This is a genomic window from Isoptericola sediminis, from assembly GCF_013085345.1.
Lineage (GTDB): Bacteria > Actinomycetota > Actinomycetes > Actinomycetales > Cellulomonadaceae > Isoptericola > Isoptericola sediminis.
In genome coordinates, this window is record NZ_JABFAJ010000012.1 from 59,217 (window position 1) to 78,640 (window position 19,424).

At 73.3% G+C, this 19,424-nt stretch carries 19 protein-coding genes; 8 read left to right on the forward strand and 11 right to left on the reverse strand.

All coding sequences use genetic code 11. The annotated features are described in order from the left end of the window. Positions 1-56: 56 nt before the first annotated feature. Entirely contained in the window at positions 57-668 is a 612-nt protein-coding gene (locus tag HLI28_RS07175; protein ID WP_171246828.1) for an STM3941 family protein, read from the forward strand. Here the strand turns inward: HLI28_RS07175 and HLI28_RS07180 are convergent. Next, entirely contained in the window at positions 634-1,590 is a 957-nt protein-coding gene (locus tag HLI28_RS07180) for an AraC family transcriptional regulator (RefSeq protein WP_171246829.1), read from the reverse strand. The two genes, HLI28_RS07175 and HLI28_RS07180, sit on opposite strands and share 35 nt — an antisense overlap. 140 nt (positions 1,591-1,730) lie before the next feature. Between HLI28_RS07180 and HLI28_RS07185 the strand changes: the two genes are divergently transcribed. Genes HLI28_RS07185 through cutA form a run of 3 tightly spaced genes read left to right on the forward strand, consistent with a single transcriptional unit; the run spans position 1,731 to position 3,404 of the window. Beyond that, positions 1,731-2,603, forward strand: coding sequence for a Rossmann-fold NAD(P)-binding domain-containing protein (locus HLI28_RS07185; protein WP_171246830.1), 873 nt, complete (start codon positions 1,731-1,733; stop codon positions 2,601-2,603). Then, positions 2,600-3,055, forward strand: coding sequence for an anthrone oxygenase family protein (locus HLI28_RS07190; RefSeq protein ID WP_171246831.1), 456 nt, complete (start codon positions 2,600-2,602; stop codon positions 3,053-3,055). Before HLI28_RS07185 ends, HLI28_RS07190 begins: the two co-directional genes overlap by 4 nt. A gap of 31 nt (positions 3,056-3,086) precedes the next feature. Further along, on the forward strand, positions 3,087-3,404 hold the full coding sequence (gene cutA, locus HLI28_RS07195; protein ID WP_171246832.1) for a divalent-cation tolerance protein CutA: 318 nt from the start codon (positions 3,087-3,089) through the stop codon (positions 3,402-3,404). Positions 3,405-3,428: 24 nt separating this feature from the next. Here the strand turns inward: cutA and HLI28_RS07200 are convergent, their stop codons facing one another. From HLI28_RS07200 to HLI28_RS07225, 6 genes are all read right to left on the reverse strand, one after another. Beyond that, positions 3,429-4,166: a hypothetical protein gene (locus tag HLI28_RS07200; protein WP_171246833.1), complete on the reverse strand. Its 738-nt coding sequence runs from the start codon at positions 4,164-4,166 to the stop codon at positions 3,429-3,431. 143 nt (positions 4,167-4,309) lie between these two features. Continuing rightward, positions 4,310-4,879: a DUF6318 family protein gene (locus HLI28_RS07205; RefSeq protein WP_171246834.1), complete on the reverse strand. Its 570-nt coding sequence runs from the start codon at positions 4,877-4,879 to the stop codon at positions 4,310-4,312. 158 nt (positions 4,880-5,037) lie between these two features. Next, a complete protein-coding gene (locus tag HLI28_RS07210) occupies positions 5,038-5,883 on the reverse strand; it encodes a hypothetical protein (RefSeq protein WP_171246835.1) in 846 nt (281 codons plus the stop codon). Positions 5,884-5,893: 10 nt separating this feature from the next. After that, the gene (locus HLI28_RS07215) at positions 5,894-6,511 is read right to left on the reverse strand and encodes a DUF4126 domain-containing protein (protein WP_216077474.1); all 618 of its coding nucleotides are present in this window, start codon (positions 6,509-6,511) and stop codon (positions 5,894-5,896) included. Then, positions 6,511-7,575, reverse strand: coding sequence for a glutathione S-transferase family protein (locus HLI28_RS07220; protein ID WP_171246836.1), 1,065 nt, complete (start codon positions 7,573-7,575; stop codon positions 6,511-6,513). The genes HLI28_RS07215 and HLI28_RS07220 overlap by 1 nt, the downstream gene beginning before the upstream one ends. Further along, on the reverse strand, positions 7,572-8,174 hold the full coding sequence (locus HLI28_RS07225) for an HhH-GPD-type base excision DNA repair protein (protein WP_171246837.1): 603 nt from the start codon (positions 8,172-8,174) through the stop codon (positions 7,572-7,574). The genes HLI28_RS07220 and HLI28_RS07225 overlap by 4 nt, the downstream gene beginning before the upstream one ends. Before the next feature lie 30 nt (positions 8,175-8,204). Between HLI28_RS07225 and HLI28_RS07230 the strand changes: the two genes are divergently transcribed. Then, entirely contained in the window at positions 8,205-8,591 is a 387-nt protein-coding gene (locus HLI28_RS07230; protein WP_171246838.1) for a DoxX family protein, read from the forward strand. Positions 8,592-8,600: 9 nt separating this feature from the next. Here HLI28_RS07230 and HLI28_RS07235 read toward each other — a convergent pair whose 3' ends face one another. Genes HLI28_RS07235 through HLI28_RS07245 form a run of 3 tightly spaced genes read right to left on the reverse strand, consistent with a single transcriptional unit; the run spans position 8,601 to position 11,597 of the window. Further along, positions 8,601-9,503 carry an ATP-binding cassette domain-containing protein gene (locus HLI28_RS07235; protein WP_171246839.1) on the reverse strand — a complete coding sequence of 301 codons (903 nt, stop codon included), beginning with the start codon at positions 9,501-9,503 and terminating at the stop codon, positions 8,601-8,603. Next, entirely contained in the window at positions 9,500-10,573 is a 1,074-nt protein-coding gene (locus HLI28_RS07240; RefSeq protein ID WP_171246840.1) for a putative F420-0 ABC transporter permease subunit, read from the reverse strand. Before HLI28_RS07240 ends, HLI28_RS07235 begins: the two co-directional genes overlap by 4 nt. Beyond that, entirely contained in the window at positions 10,566-11,597 is a 1,032-nt protein-coding gene (locus HLI28_RS07245) for a putative F420-0 ABC transporter substrate-binding protein (protein ID WP_171246841.1), read from the reverse strand. Before HLI28_RS07245 ends, HLI28_RS07240 begins: the two co-directional genes overlap by 8 nt. Before the next feature lie 224 nt (positions 11,598-11,821). Between HLI28_RS07245 and HLI28_RS07250 the strand changes: the two genes are divergently transcribed. Both HLI28_RS07250 and HLI28_RS07255 read left to right on the forward strand, forming a co-directional pair. Next, the gene (locus HLI28_RS07250; RefSeq protein WP_171246842.1) at positions 11,822-13,426 is read left to right on the forward strand and encodes a molybdopterin-dependent oxidoreductase; all 1,605 of its coding nucleotides are present in this window, start codon (positions 11,822-11,824) and stop codon (positions 13,424-13,426) included. A gap of 88 nt (positions 13,427-13,514) precedes the next feature. Next, positions 13,515-14,303: an SDR family oxidoreductase gene (locus HLI28_RS07255; RefSeq protein WP_171246843.1), complete on the forward strand. Its 789-nt coding sequence runs from the start codon at positions 13,515-13,517 to the stop codon at positions 14,301-14,303. Between the two features lie 18 nt (positions 14,304-14,321). Here the strand turns inward: HLI28_RS07255 and HLI28_RS07260 are convergent, their stop codons facing one another. Next, positions 14,322-15,671 (reverse strand): MFS transporter, encoded by a 1,350-nt coding sequence (locus HLI28_RS07260; RefSeq protein WP_171246844.1) that lies wholly within the window; start codon positions 15,669-15,671, stop codon positions 14,322-14,324. A gap of 345 nt (positions 15,672-16,016) precedes the next feature. Between HLI28_RS07260 and ileS the strand changes: the two genes are divergently transcribed. Continuing rightward, on the forward strand, positions 16,017-19,367 hold the full coding sequence (gene ileS, locus HLI28_RS07265) for an isoleucine--tRNA ligase (RefSeq protein WP_171246845.1): 3,351 nt from the start codon (positions 16,017-16,019) through the stop codon (positions 19,365-19,367). The last annotated feature ends 57 nt before the right edge of the window (positions 19,368-19,424 follow it).

Genomic DNA, 19,424 nt, shown 5'->3' on the forward strand with positions numbered 1-19,424 from the left:
CGGCCGGCGCGGTTCGCGCAAATCGCCTGAATCGTCCGCCTCGCTACGCTGCGGCCATGAACGCCGTGGAGAAGTGGGACCAAGAGTTACTGCACGACGGCGAGGTGCGGATCGTCGCGTCCCGATGGCGGACGGCCGGCCATCTCGCTCTGACCCTCCCGTTCGTTGCCGGGGGCGTATGGATGTGGAGCGATCCTGACGGTGTCGTCGAACTACTCCTCGGGGCTCTCGGGACGGTGTTCTTCGGCCTGGGCCTCGTCCTGTTCCCGTGGCGCATCGTGCGGCCCGTGTCGTTCGTGGTGACGCCCGCCGGTGTTCGGTACCGGAGTCGTGAGTACGCGTGGAACGACCTGGTGGGCGTCAGCAGCTACTCCGTCGCGTCAACCGATCTCTTGCTCCTGCTGCTGACCGGTGTCGCGGCTGAGCGCGTGGCATCATCCTCGTCGCCGCTGAAGCGCACTCTGATGAGGAGGAACGAGGCAATGATCGGCGGCCCGAACGTCAGCATCCCTGGGCCCTTCCGCCATCACGCGGAGCTGGTCGGCTGGCTCGAGGCCACTCGTCGTCGCCACGGATCACGTTCGTCACGCAGGGGCCAGCCGGGGAGCGACACCTCAGGCGGCACGCTGGCCGTCATGCCGCCCGACGGCGGTGCTCGGCCGGACTGATCCCGCGCACGCGCTTGAACGCGGCACTCAGGGCGAACGGCGTCGAGTAGCCGACCGCGCGCGCCACGGAGGCCACCGTGGCGCCGTCGTCCGCCAGCAGCAGGTCCGCCGCGAGGTCGAGGCGCCAGCCGGTGAGGTAGGCCATCGGCGGCTCGCCGACCAGTGCGGTGAACCGCCTTGAGAACGCGGCCCGCGACAGCCCGACCTCGCGGGCGAGCAGCTCGACGCTCCACGGCCGCGCGGGCTCGTCGTGGAGGAGCCGGAGCGCGTGACCCACCGCATGGTCCGTGTCGGCGCGGAACCTGCCCGGCGCGTCCGGTCGGGAGATCCACGTGCGCAGGCAGGAGATGAGCAGGAGGTCGAGGAGCCGGTCCAGCACCGACTCCTGGCCCGGCAGGTCCTGCACCACCTCGCGAGCCAGCAGGTCGACGACGGTGGCGTCGATCTCGCCGCGCCGCAGGACGACACGGTGCGGCAGCATGCGCAGCAGCCGGCGGCCGACGGCACCGTCCATCGGGTAGGTGCCGGTGAGGAGCACGGTCTCGCCGTCGAGGTCGTTGCCCCACGACCGCACGCCGAACACCGTCATCGGCGAGGGGCCGCCGTCCACGGCACGGCAGTCCTGCGGGTTCGGGCCGACGACGACGGTCGGCACGGTCGTGGGGGAGTCCGTGACGACGTAGTGGTCCGGGCCGCGCAGCAGCACCACGTCGCCCGCCTCCACCCGGGTCCCCGGGTGCTCCTCGGCCACCGCCGTCCCGGGCTCACCAGGCCCCAGCCACGCGCTGCCGCGCAGTACCGGGACGATCGTCAGCGGCGACTCGTCCTCGATGCGCATCCCCCACGGTGCGGTCAGGTGGCTGCGCAGCAGGAACGCTCCCCGCGCACGGGGTCCGTCGAGCAGGCCGGAGACGACGTCCATGCCGCCCAGCCTAGGTCGGGGCGCCGGTCGCTGCGAGACGACAGCGTATGGCGTGGAGCGGATCAACCATGGATCGTCTCTAGGTGCGGCGGTTGACTCGGTGGTGGCTCGATCCCGCTTCTCGTCACCAGGAGGACGTCATGAGTACCGAACCCACCACCGCGCCGATCACGTCGACCGTCGTCGACGGCCGTGCCGGCGTCACCGTCGTCGCCGGGGGCACCGGCAAGACCGGACGTCGGGTCGCCGACCGGCTCGAGGCCGCCGGCGTCCCGGTCCGACGGGCGTCGCGCAGCACCGTGCCGCAGCTCGACTGGGACGACCCGTCGACCTGGGAGCCCGTTCTCGACGGGGCGACCGCCGTCTACGTCGCCTATGCCCCCGACCTCGCGATCCCCGGCGCGCCGGAGACCGTCACCCGCTTCGCCCGGTCGGCCCGGCCCGCCGGCGTGGATCGGCTGGTGCTCCTGACCGGCCGGGGTGAGGTGGAGGCGCAGCGTGCCGAGGACATGGTCGCGGAGGTCTTCCCGGCGCGGACCGTGCTGCGGTGCGCGTTCTTCGCCCAGAACTTCTCCGAGAGCTTCCTGCGTGAGCCGATGCTGGACGGTGGGCTCGCACTGCCCGTCGGGGACGTCGGCGAACCCTTCGTCGACCTCGAGGACGTGGCCGAGGTGGCGGTCGCCGCGCTCACCGACGACCGTCACGCCGGTCGGATCTACGAGCTGACCGGACCGCGGCTGCTCTCGTTCGCCGACGCTGTCAGCGTGATCTCAGCCGCGAGCGGGCGTGACGTGCACTTCGCGCCGATCGTGATGGGCGAGTTCACCGCCGGGCTGGCGGCGGCCGGGTTGCCCGGTGAGGAGATCGACCTGCTGCGGTACCTGTTCACCGAGGTGCTCGACGGGCGCGGTGCGTTCGTCACGGACGACGTCACGCGGGTGCTCGGGCGTCCCGCCGGGGACTTCCGTGCGTTCGCCGCACGGGAGGCCGCCTCGTGGCGGAGGGCGTCATGACCGCCTTCGAGGTGCTCGCGGCCGCGGCCGCCGTGGCGACCGGACTGGCCGGCGGCGTGTTGTTCGCCTTCTCCGGGTTCGTCATGGCCGGGCTGCAGCGACTGACGCCCGACGCTGCCGCAGCCGCCATGCGTGGCATCAACGTCACGGCCGTCCGCCCACCGCTGATGATCCTGCTGCTCGCTGCCGTCGTGCTGCCGGCGGCCACCGGCGTCATCGGACTCGTCACCGAGGCCGAGGGCGCGTGGTGGGCGCTGGCCGCGGCGCTGCTGACGTTCGTCGGGGTGCTCGCCGTGACCGGACTGCGCAACGTGCCCCTCAACGATCGCCTCGCCGCCGCCGAGGAGCCGGGCGTCGAGTGGGTCCGGTACGTCGGGCCGTGGCTGCGGTGGAACCACGTGCGCACGGCCGCCGGTGGGGTGGCAAGTCTCGTTCTCGCAGTGATCGCCTGACGGGACAGGTCCTGTCGGCTAGCGTCTGCGCATGGATGATGTCGTGCAGGTCGTGACCACGATCGACTCCGAGGACACCGCGAAGGGGCTGGTTCGCGACGCCGTCGCGCGCCGTCTGGCCGCCTGTGGGCAGGTGGACGGCCCCGTCACCAGTGCCTACTGGTGGGACGGCACGGTCGAGACCGCCACCGAGTGGCGGGCGACCTTCCGAACGACGGCGGATCGTGCCGGCGAGCTGCAGACATGGCTGATCGAGCGGCACCCGTACGAGGTGCCCGAGGTGCTCGTGAGCCCGGTGACCGACGGGAACCCCGGCTACCTGGCCTGGGTGCGTTCCGAGGTGGGCTGAGCCCCCTGAGGGCGAAACGACGCTTCAGCCCGTGAGCCGCACCTCCGCGTCATGCACCTCGATCGGGTCGGTGCTGTCCGTGGTGGTGAGCTCGCCGTCGATGTCGGTCCAGGTCGGTGTTCCGGTGATGCGGAACTGCCCGTGCCAGGTGGTGGTGAGGCTCGCGGTGAACGTGCCGGGTTCGGGGTAGGGCAGGTTGATGGCGTCGGCGCTGTCCCAGCGGCCGCCCGGATGGTCCGTCGTGGTCGGCGCGGTGTCGTCGCCGGCGTCCCAGGTGTACTCGGCGGGGTAGGCGCGGATCTGGACGGGGACGCCGAGGAGTGTGGTGTCCATGACCTGGTCCGTGTCGTCGGTGCGCGGATGGATCCCGAAGTTGACGATCGCCCAGTCGCGCTCGATCTCCAGATGAATCTGTGCGGGTTCGACGGGCATGTTCTGGAAGGCGCGCTCAGCCTCGGCCTCGAGGTCGGCCGCCGTGACGCAGGTTCCCTCGCTGATCAGCCGGGGCGCGGACTCGGAGCCGTTGGTCCCGAGGGTCACGGCGAACAGCCCGGCCAGCGCGAAGGCGTCGTCCGGGCAGTCGATGCCGGTAGCGATCGTCTCGGTGCCCTCGTCGCAGACTGTGCGGAGCACGGTGTTCTCCAGGTCGCTCAGCAGGCAGTAGTGCACCGTGGCACGGAAGTAGCGAGTGTTCGACGACGAGTCGCCGCCGGTGCCGTTGAGGAGGGCGTCCTGCTCTTCTAGCGTGGCGCCGACGTTCACGGAGGGTTCTTGGTCATCGACCAGGCCTGCATCGTAGATCGGGTCGCTCGTGCCGTCGGCGCCACTCGCAGGCACCCCGACGAGGACTAGTCCGAGAGTCGTAGTAGCGGCCAAGAGGCTCGTAGTCCGAACGAGCGCCATGCTCAGTCCTTCGGGATTTCTGCTCGTTCGACGAGAACCCACTCGCCGTCCACGAGTCCGACCTCAATCCGACGTTCTCCCGAGATGTCATCAGACTCGAAGAGGACCTCGCCCTCGACATCGGTGATAGTCGTCGCCGCCTCCTGAATCGTGACGTCGAACGGCCAGATGCCAGTGACCTCGTCACGTTGATAGACGGTGTCGATCTCAACCGTTTGGCTCCCGCCGGTGAACACGTCGCCCCGCCGTGCGATCGTCATGGCTTGGTCCAGTCGCGCGGCGCAGTAGTCGCAGGACCGGTGTGAGTGTCGTTCCCACTCGGCGGTGTTGCCTGAGACCATCATCGGCTGCTCGAGCCCGAGGATGTACTCGACCGCCGCCGCCGCGCCCTTCTCGTCCTTCCGGTCCATCGCCGCCGGGCGCTCCGGCTTCGCGGGACCCGTGGCCGAGGGTGACGGTGACGGGGTCGGCTCTGCTGACGGCGCCGTCGTCACAGGCGCGGAGGACGGCTCGCTCGCCTGCGCTTCCGGCTCCGGTTCATCTCCGGTGCACCCGGTGAGCAGCACGGCCACGACCAGGGCCGGGACGAGTCGTCGAAGCGGTGAGTGGTGCCGGGGTGTGCGCGCCATTGCGTCTCCAGGGCATCAGTGGCAGGACGTCACCAGACCCTAGCGACCCGGACACATCGGGTGAAACCTCTCGTCCCACCCTGTGGACGGAGCTGCCGACCTCAGGCGAGCAGGGCGGTGAGGACGATGTCCTCGCCGACCTCGAGCTGCACGTCCGCCAGCTCCACACCGGGCGGCAGGGACGCACCCAGGTCGACCTTGCGGCCCGCGGCGGCCTCGAGGCGGCCCTTGACGGCCCCGAGCATCGCCCCGACGATCGGGTTGCCGCTCGACAGCTCGACGTCACCGACCGTGAGCACCATCGCGTCGTCGACGGACGCCGACGCGGTCGCCGTCACCGTCGCGGACAGGAACGACTTCTTGATCCCGGCCTCGATCCGCAGCGACGCCGCGCGCGGTCCGGCCTGCTCGACCTGCAGGTCGAAGTCGTTGAGCGCGATGCCGTTGCCGGACAGCGCCACCGCCAGCAGCCCCTGCACGGTGCCGGCCAGCCCGTCGTGGGACACCGCGAGCCGGGCGTTCCCGGAGACCGGGGAGTCGTCGGACGGCTCGACGAGCTCGGCGCCGACCATGTCGTCGGCCGTGGTCAACCAGGCGAAGCGCAGCCCGGTGATGTCAGCGGTCAGGTCGACGGGCAGGTCGACGGCGACCATCGGATGCGCGTCGATCCGCAGCCGGCGCAGCACGGCGTCCTCGCGGCCGGTGATCTCCGGCCGCCACGGCGCGGGAGCCTCCTGGGCACCGGTCGGCATGCCCATCACCACGCCGGTGAGGTCCACGTCCAGCGAGGCGATGTCGTCGCCGTCGAGCACGGGCAGGACCTTGGCGTCGTCCAGGTTCTGGACCCGGTCGCCGGCCAGGGCGACGAGCGCGGCGCGCAACCGCGCGGCCAGGTCCTCGTCCGTGGCGGGGCGCGGGGCGGTACCGAGGGGGAGCAGTGCGTCCATGCGGTCGAGCCTAACCGCCGTCCCCGACGGTCGGCGCCACGGGTGGCGACGCCCCGGCTCGCCGTCGGGCGCGGACCAGCCGCCATCCCGCGATCGCGAGGAGGACCACCAGCGGGACGACCAGCAGGGGGAGCAGGATCGCCGTCAGCGACAGGCCGACCGACGCGCCGTCCTCGGCCGAGGACAGCACGGGCGCCGCGAGACCACCCGTGGCCGCGTTGGCGCCCGCCCGCACCCCCGCCTTGGTGAGGTGCACGATCAGCGCCAGGACGATGCCGAGCACCACAGGCACCCAGTCGCCGGACTCCACGAAGGCACCCGGGTCCTCGACCCGCGTGGTCGACGACGTCGCCCCGGCGCCGAACGCGATTCCGCCGGCGCCGGGACGGACCACCGTCTGCACGAGGTCGTTGATCGAATCCAGCACGGGCACCTTGTCGCCGACCGCCTCGAGGACGAGCAGGACCCCGAGGACGACCAGTACCCAGCCGTTCTCCAGCCAGGACCACGAGGCGGGGAGCGTCAGCAGGTCGCTGTACCGGGCGAGCAGCCCGAGCGCCAGCAGCGGGATCCAGGCGTTCAGCCCGGCGGCGAGCGCGAGCCCGGTCCCGGTGGCCAGCTCCAGCATCAGCGGGGCACGAGCGGGTTGTGCCCCGCCGTCACCTGTTCGCCGTCCCGCACCGGCCCCGGCGCGGTGCCGCCGCCCCAGGGGTCGCCGCCGAACGACTCCCTGCCGTGCGGCGTCAGCCATCCGGACAGGTCCGGCCCGACCGGGACGATCTGCGTGGGATTGATGTCGGTGTGCACCACGTAGTAGTGCTGCTTGATCTGCTCGAAGTCGACCGTGTCGCCGAACCCGGGCAGCTGGAACAGGTCGCGGGCGTAGGCCCACAGCACCGGCATCTCGGTCAGCTTGCTGCGGTTGCACTTGAAGTGCCCGTGGTAGACGGCGTCGAACCGCACCAGCGTGGTGAAGAGCCGCACGTCGGCCTCGGTGATCGCGTCTCCCATGAGGTACCGGCGGGTGCTGAGCCGGTCCTCCAGCCAGTCCAGCGCCGTGAACAGCCGCTCGTAGGCGCTCTCGTACGCCTCCTGCGACCCGGCGAACCCGCACCGGTAGACGCCGTTGTTCACCTCGGTGAAAACGCGCCGCATGACGGACTCCATCTCGGCGCGCTCGTCGGCGTCGGCCGGCCACAGCGTCGGGGCGCCGTCGCGGTGGTGCTCGGTCCACTCGGTCGACAGGTCGTGGGTGATCTGCCCGAAGTCGTTCGTGACCACGGCCCCGTCCCGGGTGTCGACGATCGCGGGCACGGTGATGCCGCGCGGGTACTCGGGGTCGCGGGCGAAGAACGCCTCCTGCAGGCGCTCGATGCCGAGCACCGGGTCGCGGCCGCCGGGGTCGAGGTCGAACGTCCAGCTGCGCTCGTCGTGCGTCGGGCCGGGCATGCCGATGCTGAGGACGTCCTCCAGTCCGAGCAGCCGCCGCACGATGATCGACCGGTTCGCCCACGGGCAGGCGCGGGCCGCCACGAGCCGGTACCGGCCGGGCTCGACGGGGTAGCCGTCGGCGCCGTCGCGGGTGATCCGGGTCGAGAGGTAGTTCTGGTCGCGCACGTACTCCTGGCCGGGGACCGTGTAGGTCCCGCCCTGGGCGTGCTCGGGACGCTGCGTGGTCTGCTGCTCGCTCACTTCGCCGCCTTTGCTGCCTTCGCTGCTGCCTTCTGGGCCTTCTTGAACTCCCGGACCTCCTGCAGGGACTCGGCGCTGGTCACGTCCGCGATGGAGCGGCGCGACCCCTCGTCGCCGTAGTGCCCGGCGGCCTCGCGCCAGCCCTCGGGCTCCACGCCGCGCTGCTTGCCGAGCAGCGCGAGGAAGATCTGCGCCTTCTGTGTGCCGAACCCGGGCAGGGCGTTGAGGCGCTGGAGCACCTCGGCCCCGGTGGGTGCCCCGCCCGACGCGCCGGGTGCGGTCCAGATCCGGGTCACGTCGCCGTCGTAGTCGTCGACGACGGCGCGGGCGACCGCCTGCACCCGCCCGGCCATGGAACGGCCGTAGCGGTGGATCGCCGGGGGAGTGGTCGCCATCTCGACGAACGCGTCGGGGTCGGCGTCGGCGATCGCGGCCGGGTCGAGCGTCCCGAACCGGTCGGCGATCTTGCGGGGGCCGGCGAACGCGTGCTCCATCGGGTACTGCTGGTCCAGCAGCATCCCGATCAGCAGCGCGAACGGGTCCTCGCTCAGCAGGCGGTCCGACGCGTCGTCGCCGGTCATCCAGAGCTGTGCGGTCATGGACCCCATCCTGCCCGATACCCTCGGCGGATGGCTCGACACCCCCACGTCCTGGCCGGCTCGCTCGCGGCCGCGCTCACCGTCACCGGCACCCTGCACTTCGTCAACCCTCGCGTGTTCGAGGGGCTCATCCCGAAGGCGCTCGGCTCCCCGCGCGCCTGGGTCTACGGCAGCGGCGCGGCCGAGCTGGCCTGCGCCGCGGCGGTCGCCGTCCCGGCCACGCGACGCGTCGGCGGTCTCGCCGCGGCGGCGCTGTTCGTCGGAGTGTTCCCCGGCAACGTGAAGATGGCCCTCGACTCCCACCCGGGTGCCCGGCACTGGTCGCGCAAGCCGTCGGTGGCCTGGGGCCGGCTGCCGCTGCAGGTGCCGCTCGTGGCCTGGGCGTGGCGGGTCGCGCGCAGCGCCGACCGCGACTGAGCGGGCGGCTCAGACCTCGTCGAAGGTGAGCACCGGCCGTCCGGTGCGCGGGTGCCGCAGCACGGTGGTGCGCACCCCGTAGGTCGGGTCGATCACCTCGGGCACCAGCACCTCCTCGACCGGCCCCGCCGCGACGACCCGACCGGCCGGCTCCGGGGCGAGCACGACGACGTGGTCGCACGTCGCGGCGGCCAGCGACAGGTCGTGCAGCGCCGCCAGCACCGTGACGCCGTCGGCCGCGAGCTCGCCGACCAGCCGCATCGTGGCGAGCTGGGCCGCGACGTCCAGGTGGTTCGTCGGCTCGTCCAGCAGCAGCACGCGAGGCTGCTGGGCCAGCGCCCGGGCCATGTGCACGCGCTGGCGCTCGCCGCCGGACAGGGTCGACACCTCCCGCGCGGCCAGGTCCCCGGCGCCGGCCCGCTCCAGGGCGGCGCGGGCGAGCGCGTTGTCGTCCTCGGTGGGACCGGCCAGCACTGACCGGTGCGGCGTGCGACCCAGCAGGACGGCGTCGAACACGGTCACCGGCAGCTCGGAGGCGGCGTCCTGCTCGACGAACGCCAGCGTGCGGGCCCGACGGCGGCGTGCCATCGCCAGCAGGTCCTCCGAATCCCCGGCCTCGCCCGGAGCGCCGGGCCGCGCGACCAGGGAGACCCGCCCGCCGTCGGGCCGCTCGACCCCGGCGACGAGCCGCAGCAGGCTCGACTTGCCGGTCCCGTTCGGTCCGACGAGGCCGGTCAGGGCTCCCGGGGGAGCGGTGACGTCGACGTCGTCCAGGATGAGCCGGCCGCCGACGGACCAGCGCACGCGCTCGGCCGCCAGGCCGGCGCCTCCCGCACCGTCGGCCGCACGGCCGTCTGTCCGCGCCGGGCCGGTCAGCGACTGCCCGGTGGTGTGCTCCGAGATCTGCGTCATGCCCGGGCCTTCCCCTTCCAGAGCAGCACCGCGAACACGGGTGCGCCGATCGCGGCGGTGACGATGCCGACCGGCAGCTCGCGCGGTGTGAAGACGGTGCGGGCCAGGGTGTCGGCCCACATGAGGAACGTGGCCCCGCACAGCATCGACAGCGGCAGCAGGGCACGGTGCCGGGCGCCGGTGATCGTGCGCACGGCGTGCGGCAGGATCAGCCCGACGAACCCGATCGCCCCGGACTGGGACACCAGCGCGCCGGTCAGCAGGGCGACGCCGATCAGCAGCACCCAGCGCACCGCCGCGACGGGGACGCCGAGCGTGGCCGCGGCGGTGTCGCCGAACGTGAAGGCGTCCAGCACCGATCCGGTCGAGGCCAGCAGGGTGCCCAGCACGAGCACGGCGCCGCCGGTGATGAGCACCGAGGACCACTGCGCGCCGGCCACCGACCCGAGCATCCACGACAGGATCTCGCGGTACTGGTCGCCCCGGGCGGACCAGAAGATGACGAAGCTGGTCGCCGCCGCCGCGAGCTGGGACACCGCGAGCCCGGCCAGCACCGTGCGTCCGGGGGACAGCCCGCCGGCACCGCGGCCGGCGGCGGTGGCCAGCGCCAGCGTCGCGACCAGGGCGGCGGCCGCGCCGACGAACGCCGCGACCGGCAGCACGGCCAGCCAGCCGAGCACGAGCACGCTGACGGCGCCCAGGGACGCGCCCGAGCTGAGCCCGAGGAGGTAGGGGTCGGCCAGCGGGTTGCGGGTCAGCGACTGCATCACCACGCCGCACACCGCCAGACCCGCGCCGACGGCCGCGGCGGTCAGCACGCGGGGCAGCCGCAGCTGCCACACGATGCCGTCGTCGAGCCGGTCGGGCGTGGCCAGCCCGAGCAGGTCACCCAGCCCGAGCCGGGTGGCCACGACCTGCCCGACGTCCGACGGCGTCAGCCCGGCCGGGCCGATCGCCACCGTGACGACGACGCTGGCCAGCAGCGCCGCCGTCGTCACGCCGAGCCACGCCAGCAGCCGGCCCCGCGACAGCGTCGCGGGAGCCGGCGCGCGCGTGGCCGTCTCACTCATCGAGGTCGAGCTCCGCGAGCTGGTCGGCGAGGTCGGCGGCGGCGTCGGCGTTGCGCACGCCCGCCTCCGTCGCGGGGAACGGCACGACCAGGTAGCGCTCCTCGCGTACCGCCGTCAGCTCGGAGGTGGCGGGGTTCTCCTCGAGGCGGGCGATCTTGTCCTCGGCCGAGTTCCAGGTGGCGTCCACCAGCACGATGACGTCCGGGTCGGCGTCGACGATCTCCTCCCACGACAGCGAGGTCCATGTGTCCTCGACGTCGCCGGCGACGTTGTCCAGCCCGACGGCGTCCAGGATCATCTGCGGGGCGCCGATCCCGGCCCCGACGTACGGGATGTCACTGCCGGAGGAGTACCACAGGGCGCTCAGGCCGCGGTCGTCCGGCGTGACGCCGTCGAGCACCTCCTGCTGCTCCGCGACCAGCTCGTCCGCGGCGCCGTTCACGTCGAAGATCCGGCCGACCTCGGTGATCTCGGCGAACACCTCGTCGAAGGTCAGCGGGTTCGGCATGTACGCGGGGTCCTTGCAGGCGGCCGGGGCGACGTAGCTGTTGACGCCGAGCGAGGACAGGGTCTCGCGGTCCCCGGCGCCGTCGGCGGCCACGTTGGACTCCCACCCGGCGTAGACCAGGTCGGGCTCGAGCTCGAGCACGGCCTCGGTGCCCGGCACCTCGTCGCTGAACGGCTCGGCGACGGCGGTGCCCTCGACGTCGTCGGCCAGCCACTCCGGCACGGGGCCGTCGAGGAACGCCGACCCGACGACGCGGTCGCCCAGGCCGAGCGCCAGCAGCGTCTCGGCGGTGGAGGACTTGATGGTGACGACGCGTTGCGGGGCGGCCTCGAACGTCACCTCGGTGCCGCAGTTGTCGAGGGTCAGCGGGTACTCGGTGGCCGCGGTCGTGGACTCGGCGGACTCCGCGGTCGACGGGGCGGCGTCGTCGGCCGGCACGGTCTCCGCCGAGCAGGCGGCGAGGGAGGCGACGGCGGTGGTCGCGAGGACGAGGGCAGCGATGCGCGCTCGGGGCACGGGTGGGTCTCCCGGAAGGCAGGTGGTATGGGTGGCGGGTGCGGCATCTCGCACCGACCGGACCTGCGGCCCAAAGAAGGGGCCGCACCGACGGGCGAGTCTCCGGTGCCCGTGGTCCGCGAGGACTCCCACCCTAGTACCCGCGCATTACGGGCTGATGACGGTCCGCCTCCGACGGCGGAACGGGCGCGGCGAAGGGCGCTCGCGGTGGCAGGGTGGACCGTATGAGGTTCCGAGCACGGGATGGGTGGGCCGCGCTGGCCGGCGTCGTGGCCGCTGGCGCGGGCCTGGCGCTGTCCGAGCTGGTCGCCGCCTGGGTCGACCCGGCCTCCTCGCCGGTGCTGGCCCTGGGCGGTGTCGTCGTCGACAACGTCCCGCCGTGGCTCAAGGACTTCGCCGTCGAGTGGTTCGGCACCGCCGACAAGCTCGTCCTGCTGTCCACGATGGGGGTCGTGCTCGCCGCCGGCGCGGCCCTGGCGGGGTTGCTGGAGCTGCGCCGCCCGCCGGCGGGACGGGTCCTCATGGGGGCCGTCGGCCTGCTCCTCGCGATCATCGCGGTGACCCGGCCCGGGGCCACACCGCTGTGGGCGCTCCCGGCGGTCCTCGGTGTCGGGAGCGGCGTCCTGCTGCTGCGGCTGCTCGTCGCCCGGGTGCCCGCGCCGGCCGCCGTGGTGCCGGTGGGTGCCGGCGCCGGGTCGGGCGGCGCGACCGACGTCCCGGCGGACGAGCCGCCTGCCGCCGCGTTGTCGGACGACGGCGCCTCACGCCGCACCTTCCTCATCTGGACGGGGGCGACGGCCGTCGGCGGTGTCCTCGCCCTGGCGGCCTCACGTGCCCTGGCCGCCGGCAGCCGGGCGGTCGAGGTGGTCCGCGAGGCCATCCGCCTGCCGTCCGCGGCCACCCCCGCGCCCGCGGTGCCGGCCGGCGCCGACCTCGGGGTGCCCGGCACCGAGCCCTACGTCACGCCCAACGCCGACTTCTACCGCATCGACACCGCGCTGCGGGTGCCGAAGGTCGACCCCGCCACCTGGTCGCTGCGGGTCACCGGTCTGGTCGAGGAGCCCTTCGAGATCACCTGGGACGAGCTGCTCGAGCTGCCGATGACCGAGCACCACGTGACCCTGTGCTGCGTCTCGAACGAGGTCGGCGGCGACCTCGTCGACAACGCCCTGTGGCTCGGCCACCCGATCCGTGAGCTGCTGGCCCGCGCCCGCCCGCAGGCCGACGCCGACATGGTGCTGTCGTCCTCGGTGGACGGCTGGACGGCGGGCACGCCGCTGGAGGTGCTCACCGACCCGGACCGGCAGGCGCTGGTCGCCGTCGGGATGAACGGCGAGCCGCTGCCCGAGGAGCACGGCTTCCCGGCCCGCCTGGTCGTGCCCGGCCTGTACGGCTACGTCTCGGCGACCAAGTGGGTCACCGAGCTCAAGGTCACGCGGTTCGCCGACGACCAGGGCTACTGGACGCCCCGCGGCTGGTCGGCGATGGGCCCGGTCAAGCTGCAGTCGCGGATCCACGTGCCCCGTCCGGGCGCTGCGGTCGAGGCCGGGCAGGTGACCATCGCCGGCGTCGCCTGGGCCCAGCGCACCGGGATCTCCGGCGTCGAGGTGCGCGTCGACGACGGCGAGTGGATGGCGGCCGAGCTCGCCGACACCGTCGGGCCGGACACCTGGCGCCAGTGGCGCCTCGACTGGGACGCCACCCCCGGTGACCACCAGGTGGCCGTGCGCGCCACGGACGCGAACGGCCAGGTGCAGACCGCCGAGCAGGCGCCGCCGGCCCCGGACGGTGCGACCGGGTGGCACGCGGTCTCCGTCACCGTCGGCTGATCCGCTCCCGGGAAGCTCTCGTCCCGGTCCCGGGCGTGGTTGGCTTTCCTCCGTGGCCGCGAACCGTCCGACCCCGAGGAGCCGACCCATGAGCAGCAACCCGTCCGCGCCCGCCCGCCGTGCCCTGGTCACCGGGGCGTCCTCCGGCATCGGGGCCGCCGTCGTCCGCCGCCTGCGCGCCGAGGGCTGGCGGGTGGTCGCCGCCGCGCGGCGTGCCGACCGGCTCGAGGCGCTCGCCGCCGAGACCGGGGCCGAGGCCTACCCCCTGGACATCACCGACGACGCGGCGGTCGCCGCGCTCGCGGCGCACCTGGAGGCGACCGGCGGGCTGGACGCCGTGGTCAACAACGCCGGCGGGGCACTGGGCCAGGACCGGGTGGAGGACGGCGACGTGGACGGCTGGCGGCGCATGTACGAGCTGAACGTGCTCGGCACCCTGCGCGTCACCCAGGCGGTGCTGCCGCTGCTGCGCGCGTCGGCCGAGGCGGCGGGGCCCGACGGCGGGTCCGACGTCGTCGTGGTGACCTCCACGGCCGCCCACGGCGCCTACGAGGGCGGGGCCGGGTACACCGCCGCCAAGCACGCCGAGCGGATGCTGTCCACGACCCTGCGCTGGGAGATCGCCGGCGAACCGGTCCGGGTCATGGAGATCGCCCCGGGAGCCGTCGCCACCGAGGAGTTCTCCCTCGTGCGGTTCGACGGCGACGCCGACCGGGCCGCGGCCGTGTACGAGGGCTACCAGCCGCTGCTCGCCGAGGACGTCGCCGACGCGGTCGCCTGGACCCTGACCCGCCCGGCCCACGTGAACACCGACCTGATGGTGATTAGGCCGCGGGCGCAGGCCCACAACCAGAAGATCGCGCGCACGGGCGTGTGACGGTCCGACCGGCCCGGGTCATGCCGGCCGGTCCGCGGCAGCCGCCCGGTCCGGTCCGGTCCGGGACCGGGCGGTCAGCGCCACCACGGGCAGCACGGCCAGGGCCAGCAGCCCGCCGCCGAGCGAGAGGACGGCGAAGCTGCTGGACGCCACGACGAAACCGGACCCGAGCCCGCCGGCCGCTCCCGCCAGCGCGAGCGAGAGGTCGACCGCGCCCTGGGTGCGGGCCCGGGTCGCCAGGGGCAGCGACGACGTGAGCATCGCGGTGCCGGACACCAGCCCGAGGCTCCAGCCCAGACCCAGCAGACCGAGGCCGACGGCGAGACCGACGACGGAGGACGACGGCACGAGTCCGGCCACGAGACCGGAGGCCAGGAGCGTCATGGCTGCGGCGACGGCCACGCGGAGCGGCCCGAACCGGTCGGTCAGCCAGCCGGACAGCGGCGAGGGCAGGTACATCATCCCGACGTGCACGGCGATGACGAACCCGGCGGTCGACACCGCGTGCCCGTGGTCGGCCATGTGGACCGGCGTCATCGTCATGATCGCGACCATGACGGCCTGCGTGAGGACCATGACCGTCCCGGCGACGAGCACCGCGCGGCGCACGGCCCCGGGGTCCCCGGCCGCGGTCTCCGCCGGGGCGTCCTCCGCCGTCGCGCCCGGTACGGCGTCGTCCGTCTCCGGGACCTCGACCGCGGCGGGCACCGTCGCGTTCTCGACCGCCTCCTCGTCGAGCCGCCGGGCCAGCAGCAGCGGGTCTGGCCGCAGCGCGACCCCGAGCACGATCCCGGCCGCCGCGTAGGCGGCGCCGCCGAGGATGAACGGGCCGGTCAGCGCCGGCAGCCCCCAGCCCGTGGCGACGTCGCCCATGACGCCCACGAGGTTCGGGCCGGCGACGGCGCCCAGCGTCGTGGCGACCAGCACGGTGCTCAGGGCCCGGGCCCGCCGGTGCGGTGCGGCGAGGTCGGCACCGGCGTAGCGCGCCTGCAGGTTGGTGGCCGTGCCCGCGCCGTAGAGCGCGAACGCCCCCAGGAGGACCCAGACGTTCTGGGCGGCCGCGGCGGCCACGACGACGAACGCGCCGACGGCGCCGGCGACGTAGCCGGCGGCGAGACCCGCGCGGCGGCCGTGGCGCTGCGACAACCGGCCGACGGCCAGGGCCGCCAGGGCCGACCCGCCGGTGAACAGCGCCGCGGGGAGGCCGGCGAACCGTGCCGAGCCCAGCAGGTCCGTCACGAGGAGCGCGCCGACGGTGATGCCGGCCGCGAGCCCGGCGCCGGACAGCACCTGGGCGAGGACCAGGACGCGCAGCGTGCGGCGCTGCACCTCCACGACGGGACGGGTGGATGCCGGGGCGGCGGACATGGTCCTCCAGGTCGTACGCGCAGGGATACCCCGCAGGGTACTCCTGAAAGCCGGTGCGGTTCCGGCGCGGCGCGGGCTACCATGGTCCGCACAGGCGTCGACCCGGCCATCACCGGCGAGCCTCCGGAAGAAAGGCGCGACCCGGCGCCGAGTAGAACCGGACGGGTGGGCCCGTCACAGCCTCCGACGAGCGGTGGACCGGTTCCTCGAGGGCACGGTCCGCAAGCGGGGTGGTACCGCGGCCCGGCACCTGAGTCGTCCGCCAGGACGGCGCGGGGAGCCGACGTCGTCCTCGCAGTGCACCACGACGACCCGTACCGCCCGCTCGTTCAGGAGAGCCCGCCCATGGCCTACCCGCTGCACCGCACGTCCGACGGCGCCGCCGACGCGCCCACCGCCACGCCCGGCGAGGCGTTCGGCATCGCCGGCGTCCCCGCGTCCCCGCAGCTGCCGCAGATCGAGCGCGACGTGCTGGCGTACTGGGAGGCCGACGACACCTTCCGCGCCTCGGTGGCCAAGAACCCGGCGGGGGAGCACGGCGAGAACGAGTTCGTGTTCTACGACGGCCCGCCCTTCGCCAACGGCCTGCCGCACTACGGCCACCTGCTGACCGGCTACGTCAAGGACGTCGTGCCGCGCTACCAGACCATGCGTGGCAAGCACGTGGAGCGCCGCTTCGGCTGGGACACCCACGGGCTGCCCGCCGAGCTCGAGGCGATGAGCCAGCTCGGCATCAAGACCAAGGACGAGATCCTCGAGCTCGGGATCGAGAACTTCAACGACGCCTGCCGCTCCTCGGTGCTCAAGTACACCGCCGAGTGGCGCGACTACGTCACCCGCCAGGCGCGCTGGGTCGACTTCGACCACGACTACAAGACCTTCAACCCCGACTACATGGAGTCGGTGATCTGGGCGTTCTCCGAGCTCCACCGCAAGGGGCTGGTGTACGAGGACTTCCGCGTCCTGCCGTACTGCTGGAACGACCAGACGCCGCTGTCCAGCCACGAGCTGCGCATGGACGACGACGTCTACCAGAACCGCCAGGACCCGGCGGTGACGGTGGGCTTCGAGGTCCTGACCGTGCCGGAGCGCGCCGCGTCGGCCGGGCTGACCGCGGGCGACCGGCTCCTCACCTGGACCACGACGCCGTGGACCCTGCCGTCCAACCTGCTCGTCATGGTCGGGACCGACATCGACTACGTGGTCGTCGAGGCCTCGCCGACGGGGTCGCCGCAGCGCTTCGTGCTCGCCGAGGCGCGCCTGGACCACTACGCCCGCGAGCTGACCGACTCCGGCGCCGAGGCCCCGCGCGTCGTGGCCCGGCTGACCGGTCGCGACCTGCTCGAGACCACCTACGCCCCGCCGTTCTCCTACTACGCCGGTCGTGAGCGCGCCCACCGCGTCGTCGAGGCCGACTTCGTGACCACCACGGACGGCACCGGCCTGGTGCACTCCGCCGGCGCCTTCGGCGAGGACGACAAGATCGTCTGCGACCGCGAGGGCGTGGCCAGCGTCATGCCGGTCAAGGCGGACGGCACGTTCACCGCACCGGTCGAGGAGTACGCCGGCCTGCAGGTGTTCGACGCCAACGCCCCGATCATCGACCACCTCAAGGCCCGCACCCGCGGCGAGGCCGACACGGGGTCCGTCAGCGCCGGGACGGTGCTGCTGCGCCGCGAGTCCTACGACCACGCCTACCCCCACTGCTGGCGCTGCCGGCAGCCGCTGATGTACATGGGCGTGTCCTCCTGGTTCGTCGAGGTCACGAAGATCAAGGAGCGGATGCTCGAGCTCAACGAGCAGATCGCCTGGACCCCGGACCACATCCAGCACGGCCAGTTCGGCAAGTGGCTGGAGAACGCCCGCGACTGGTCGATCACGCGCAACCGGTTCTGGGGCTCCCCGGTGCCGGTGTGGAAGTCCGACGACCCCGCCTACCCGCGCGTCGACGTCTACGGGTCCTTCGCGGAGATCGAACGGGACTTCGGGCGGCTGCCGCGCAACGCGGCGGGCGAGCCGGACCTGCACCGTCCGTTCGTCGACGACCTCACCCGGCCGAACCCCGACGACCCCACGGGGCGCTCCACGATGCGTCGCGTCGAGGACATCCTGGACGTCTGGTTCGACTCCGGCTCGATGCCGTACGCCCAGGTGCACCACCCGTTCGAGAACGCCGACTGGTTCGAGCACCACTACCCGGGCGACTTCATCGTCGAGTACATCGGCCAGACGCGCGGCTGGTTCTACACCCTGCACGTCCTGGCCACGGCGCTGTTCGACCGCCCGGCCTTCCGGTCGGCGGTCTCGCACGGCATCGTGCTGGGCTCCGACGGGCGCAAGATGAGCAAGTCGCTGCGCAACTACCCGGACGTCACCGAGGTCTTCGACCGGGACGGCTCGGACGCCATGCGGTGGTTCCTCATGGCGAGCCCGATCCTGCGCGGCGGCAACCTCGTGGTGACCGAGGACGGCATCCGGGACGCCGTGCGCCAGGTGCTGCTGCCGCTGTGGAGCACCTACTACTTCTTCACCCTCTACGCGAACAGCGCGCAGGACGGCGCCGGGTACGTCGCGAAGCCGGTCACGGGCGACCGCGTGCCGGGTCTGCCGGCCCTCGACCGCTACCTGCTGGCCCGCACGCACGACCTCGTCGGCACCGTCACCGAGCAGCTCGACGCCTACGACGTCGCCGGGGCGTGCGAGACCGTCCGCGAGCACCTCGACGTGCTGACGAACTGGTACGTGCGCACCCAGCGCGACCGCTTCTGGGCGGAGGACGCCGACGCGTTCGACACCCTGTACACCGCCCTCGAGGTGCTGTGCCGCGTCATGGCCCCGCTGGCCCCGCTGGTCACCGAGGAGATCTGGCGCGGCCTGACCGGCGGCCGGTCGGTGCACCTGGCCGACTGGCCGAGCCTGGAGGCGGCCACCGGCGCGACCGTCGGCTCCGCCGAGGCCGAGGCGCTCCTCGCCGACGACGCGCTCGTGGCCGCGATGGACGAGGTGCGTGCCGTCGTGTCCTCGACGCTCGCGCTGCGCAAGGCGAACCAGCTCCGCGTGCGCCAGCCCTTGGCCCGGCTCACGGTCGCCGTGCCGGACCCGGAGGCGCTCGCGGACTACACCGGGCTGCTCACCGGGGAGCTGAACGTGAAGGCCGTCGACCTGGTCCTGGCCGACGCCGCGGCCTCCGAGCGGTTCGGGATCACCGAACGGCTGGCGGTCAACGCCCGGGCGGCCGGGCCGCGCCTCGGTCGCGGGGTGCAGGCGGTCATCAAGGCGGCCAAGGCCGGGGCGTGGCACCAGGCCGACGGCGAGGTCGTCGTGACCACCGACGCCGGCGACGTGCCGCTGCTCGCCTCCGAGTACGAACTCACCACCGTGGTCGGGGACGAGGCCGGCGCCGACGTCGCGGCGAGCGTGCTGCCGGGCGGCGGGTTCGTCGTCCTCGACCTGGCGCTCGACGACGCCCTGCGTGCCGAGGGGTACGCCCGTGACGTCGTGCGGGACGTGCAGGACGCCCGCAAGGCCGCCGGGCTCGAGGTGAGCGACCGCATCGCGCTGACGCTCGAGGTCCCGGCCGGCGACGTGGCGGCCGTCGAGGCGCACCGCGACCTGGTCATGCGCGAGACGTTGGCCACGTCGATGACGGTGACCGGCGGCGACGGCGAGCGCGCCGTCCAGGTGGCCAAGGCCTGACGGGCTGCCGGGGCAGGACGTCGCCGGGCGGGTCAGGACAGCTCCTCGCGAGTCAGG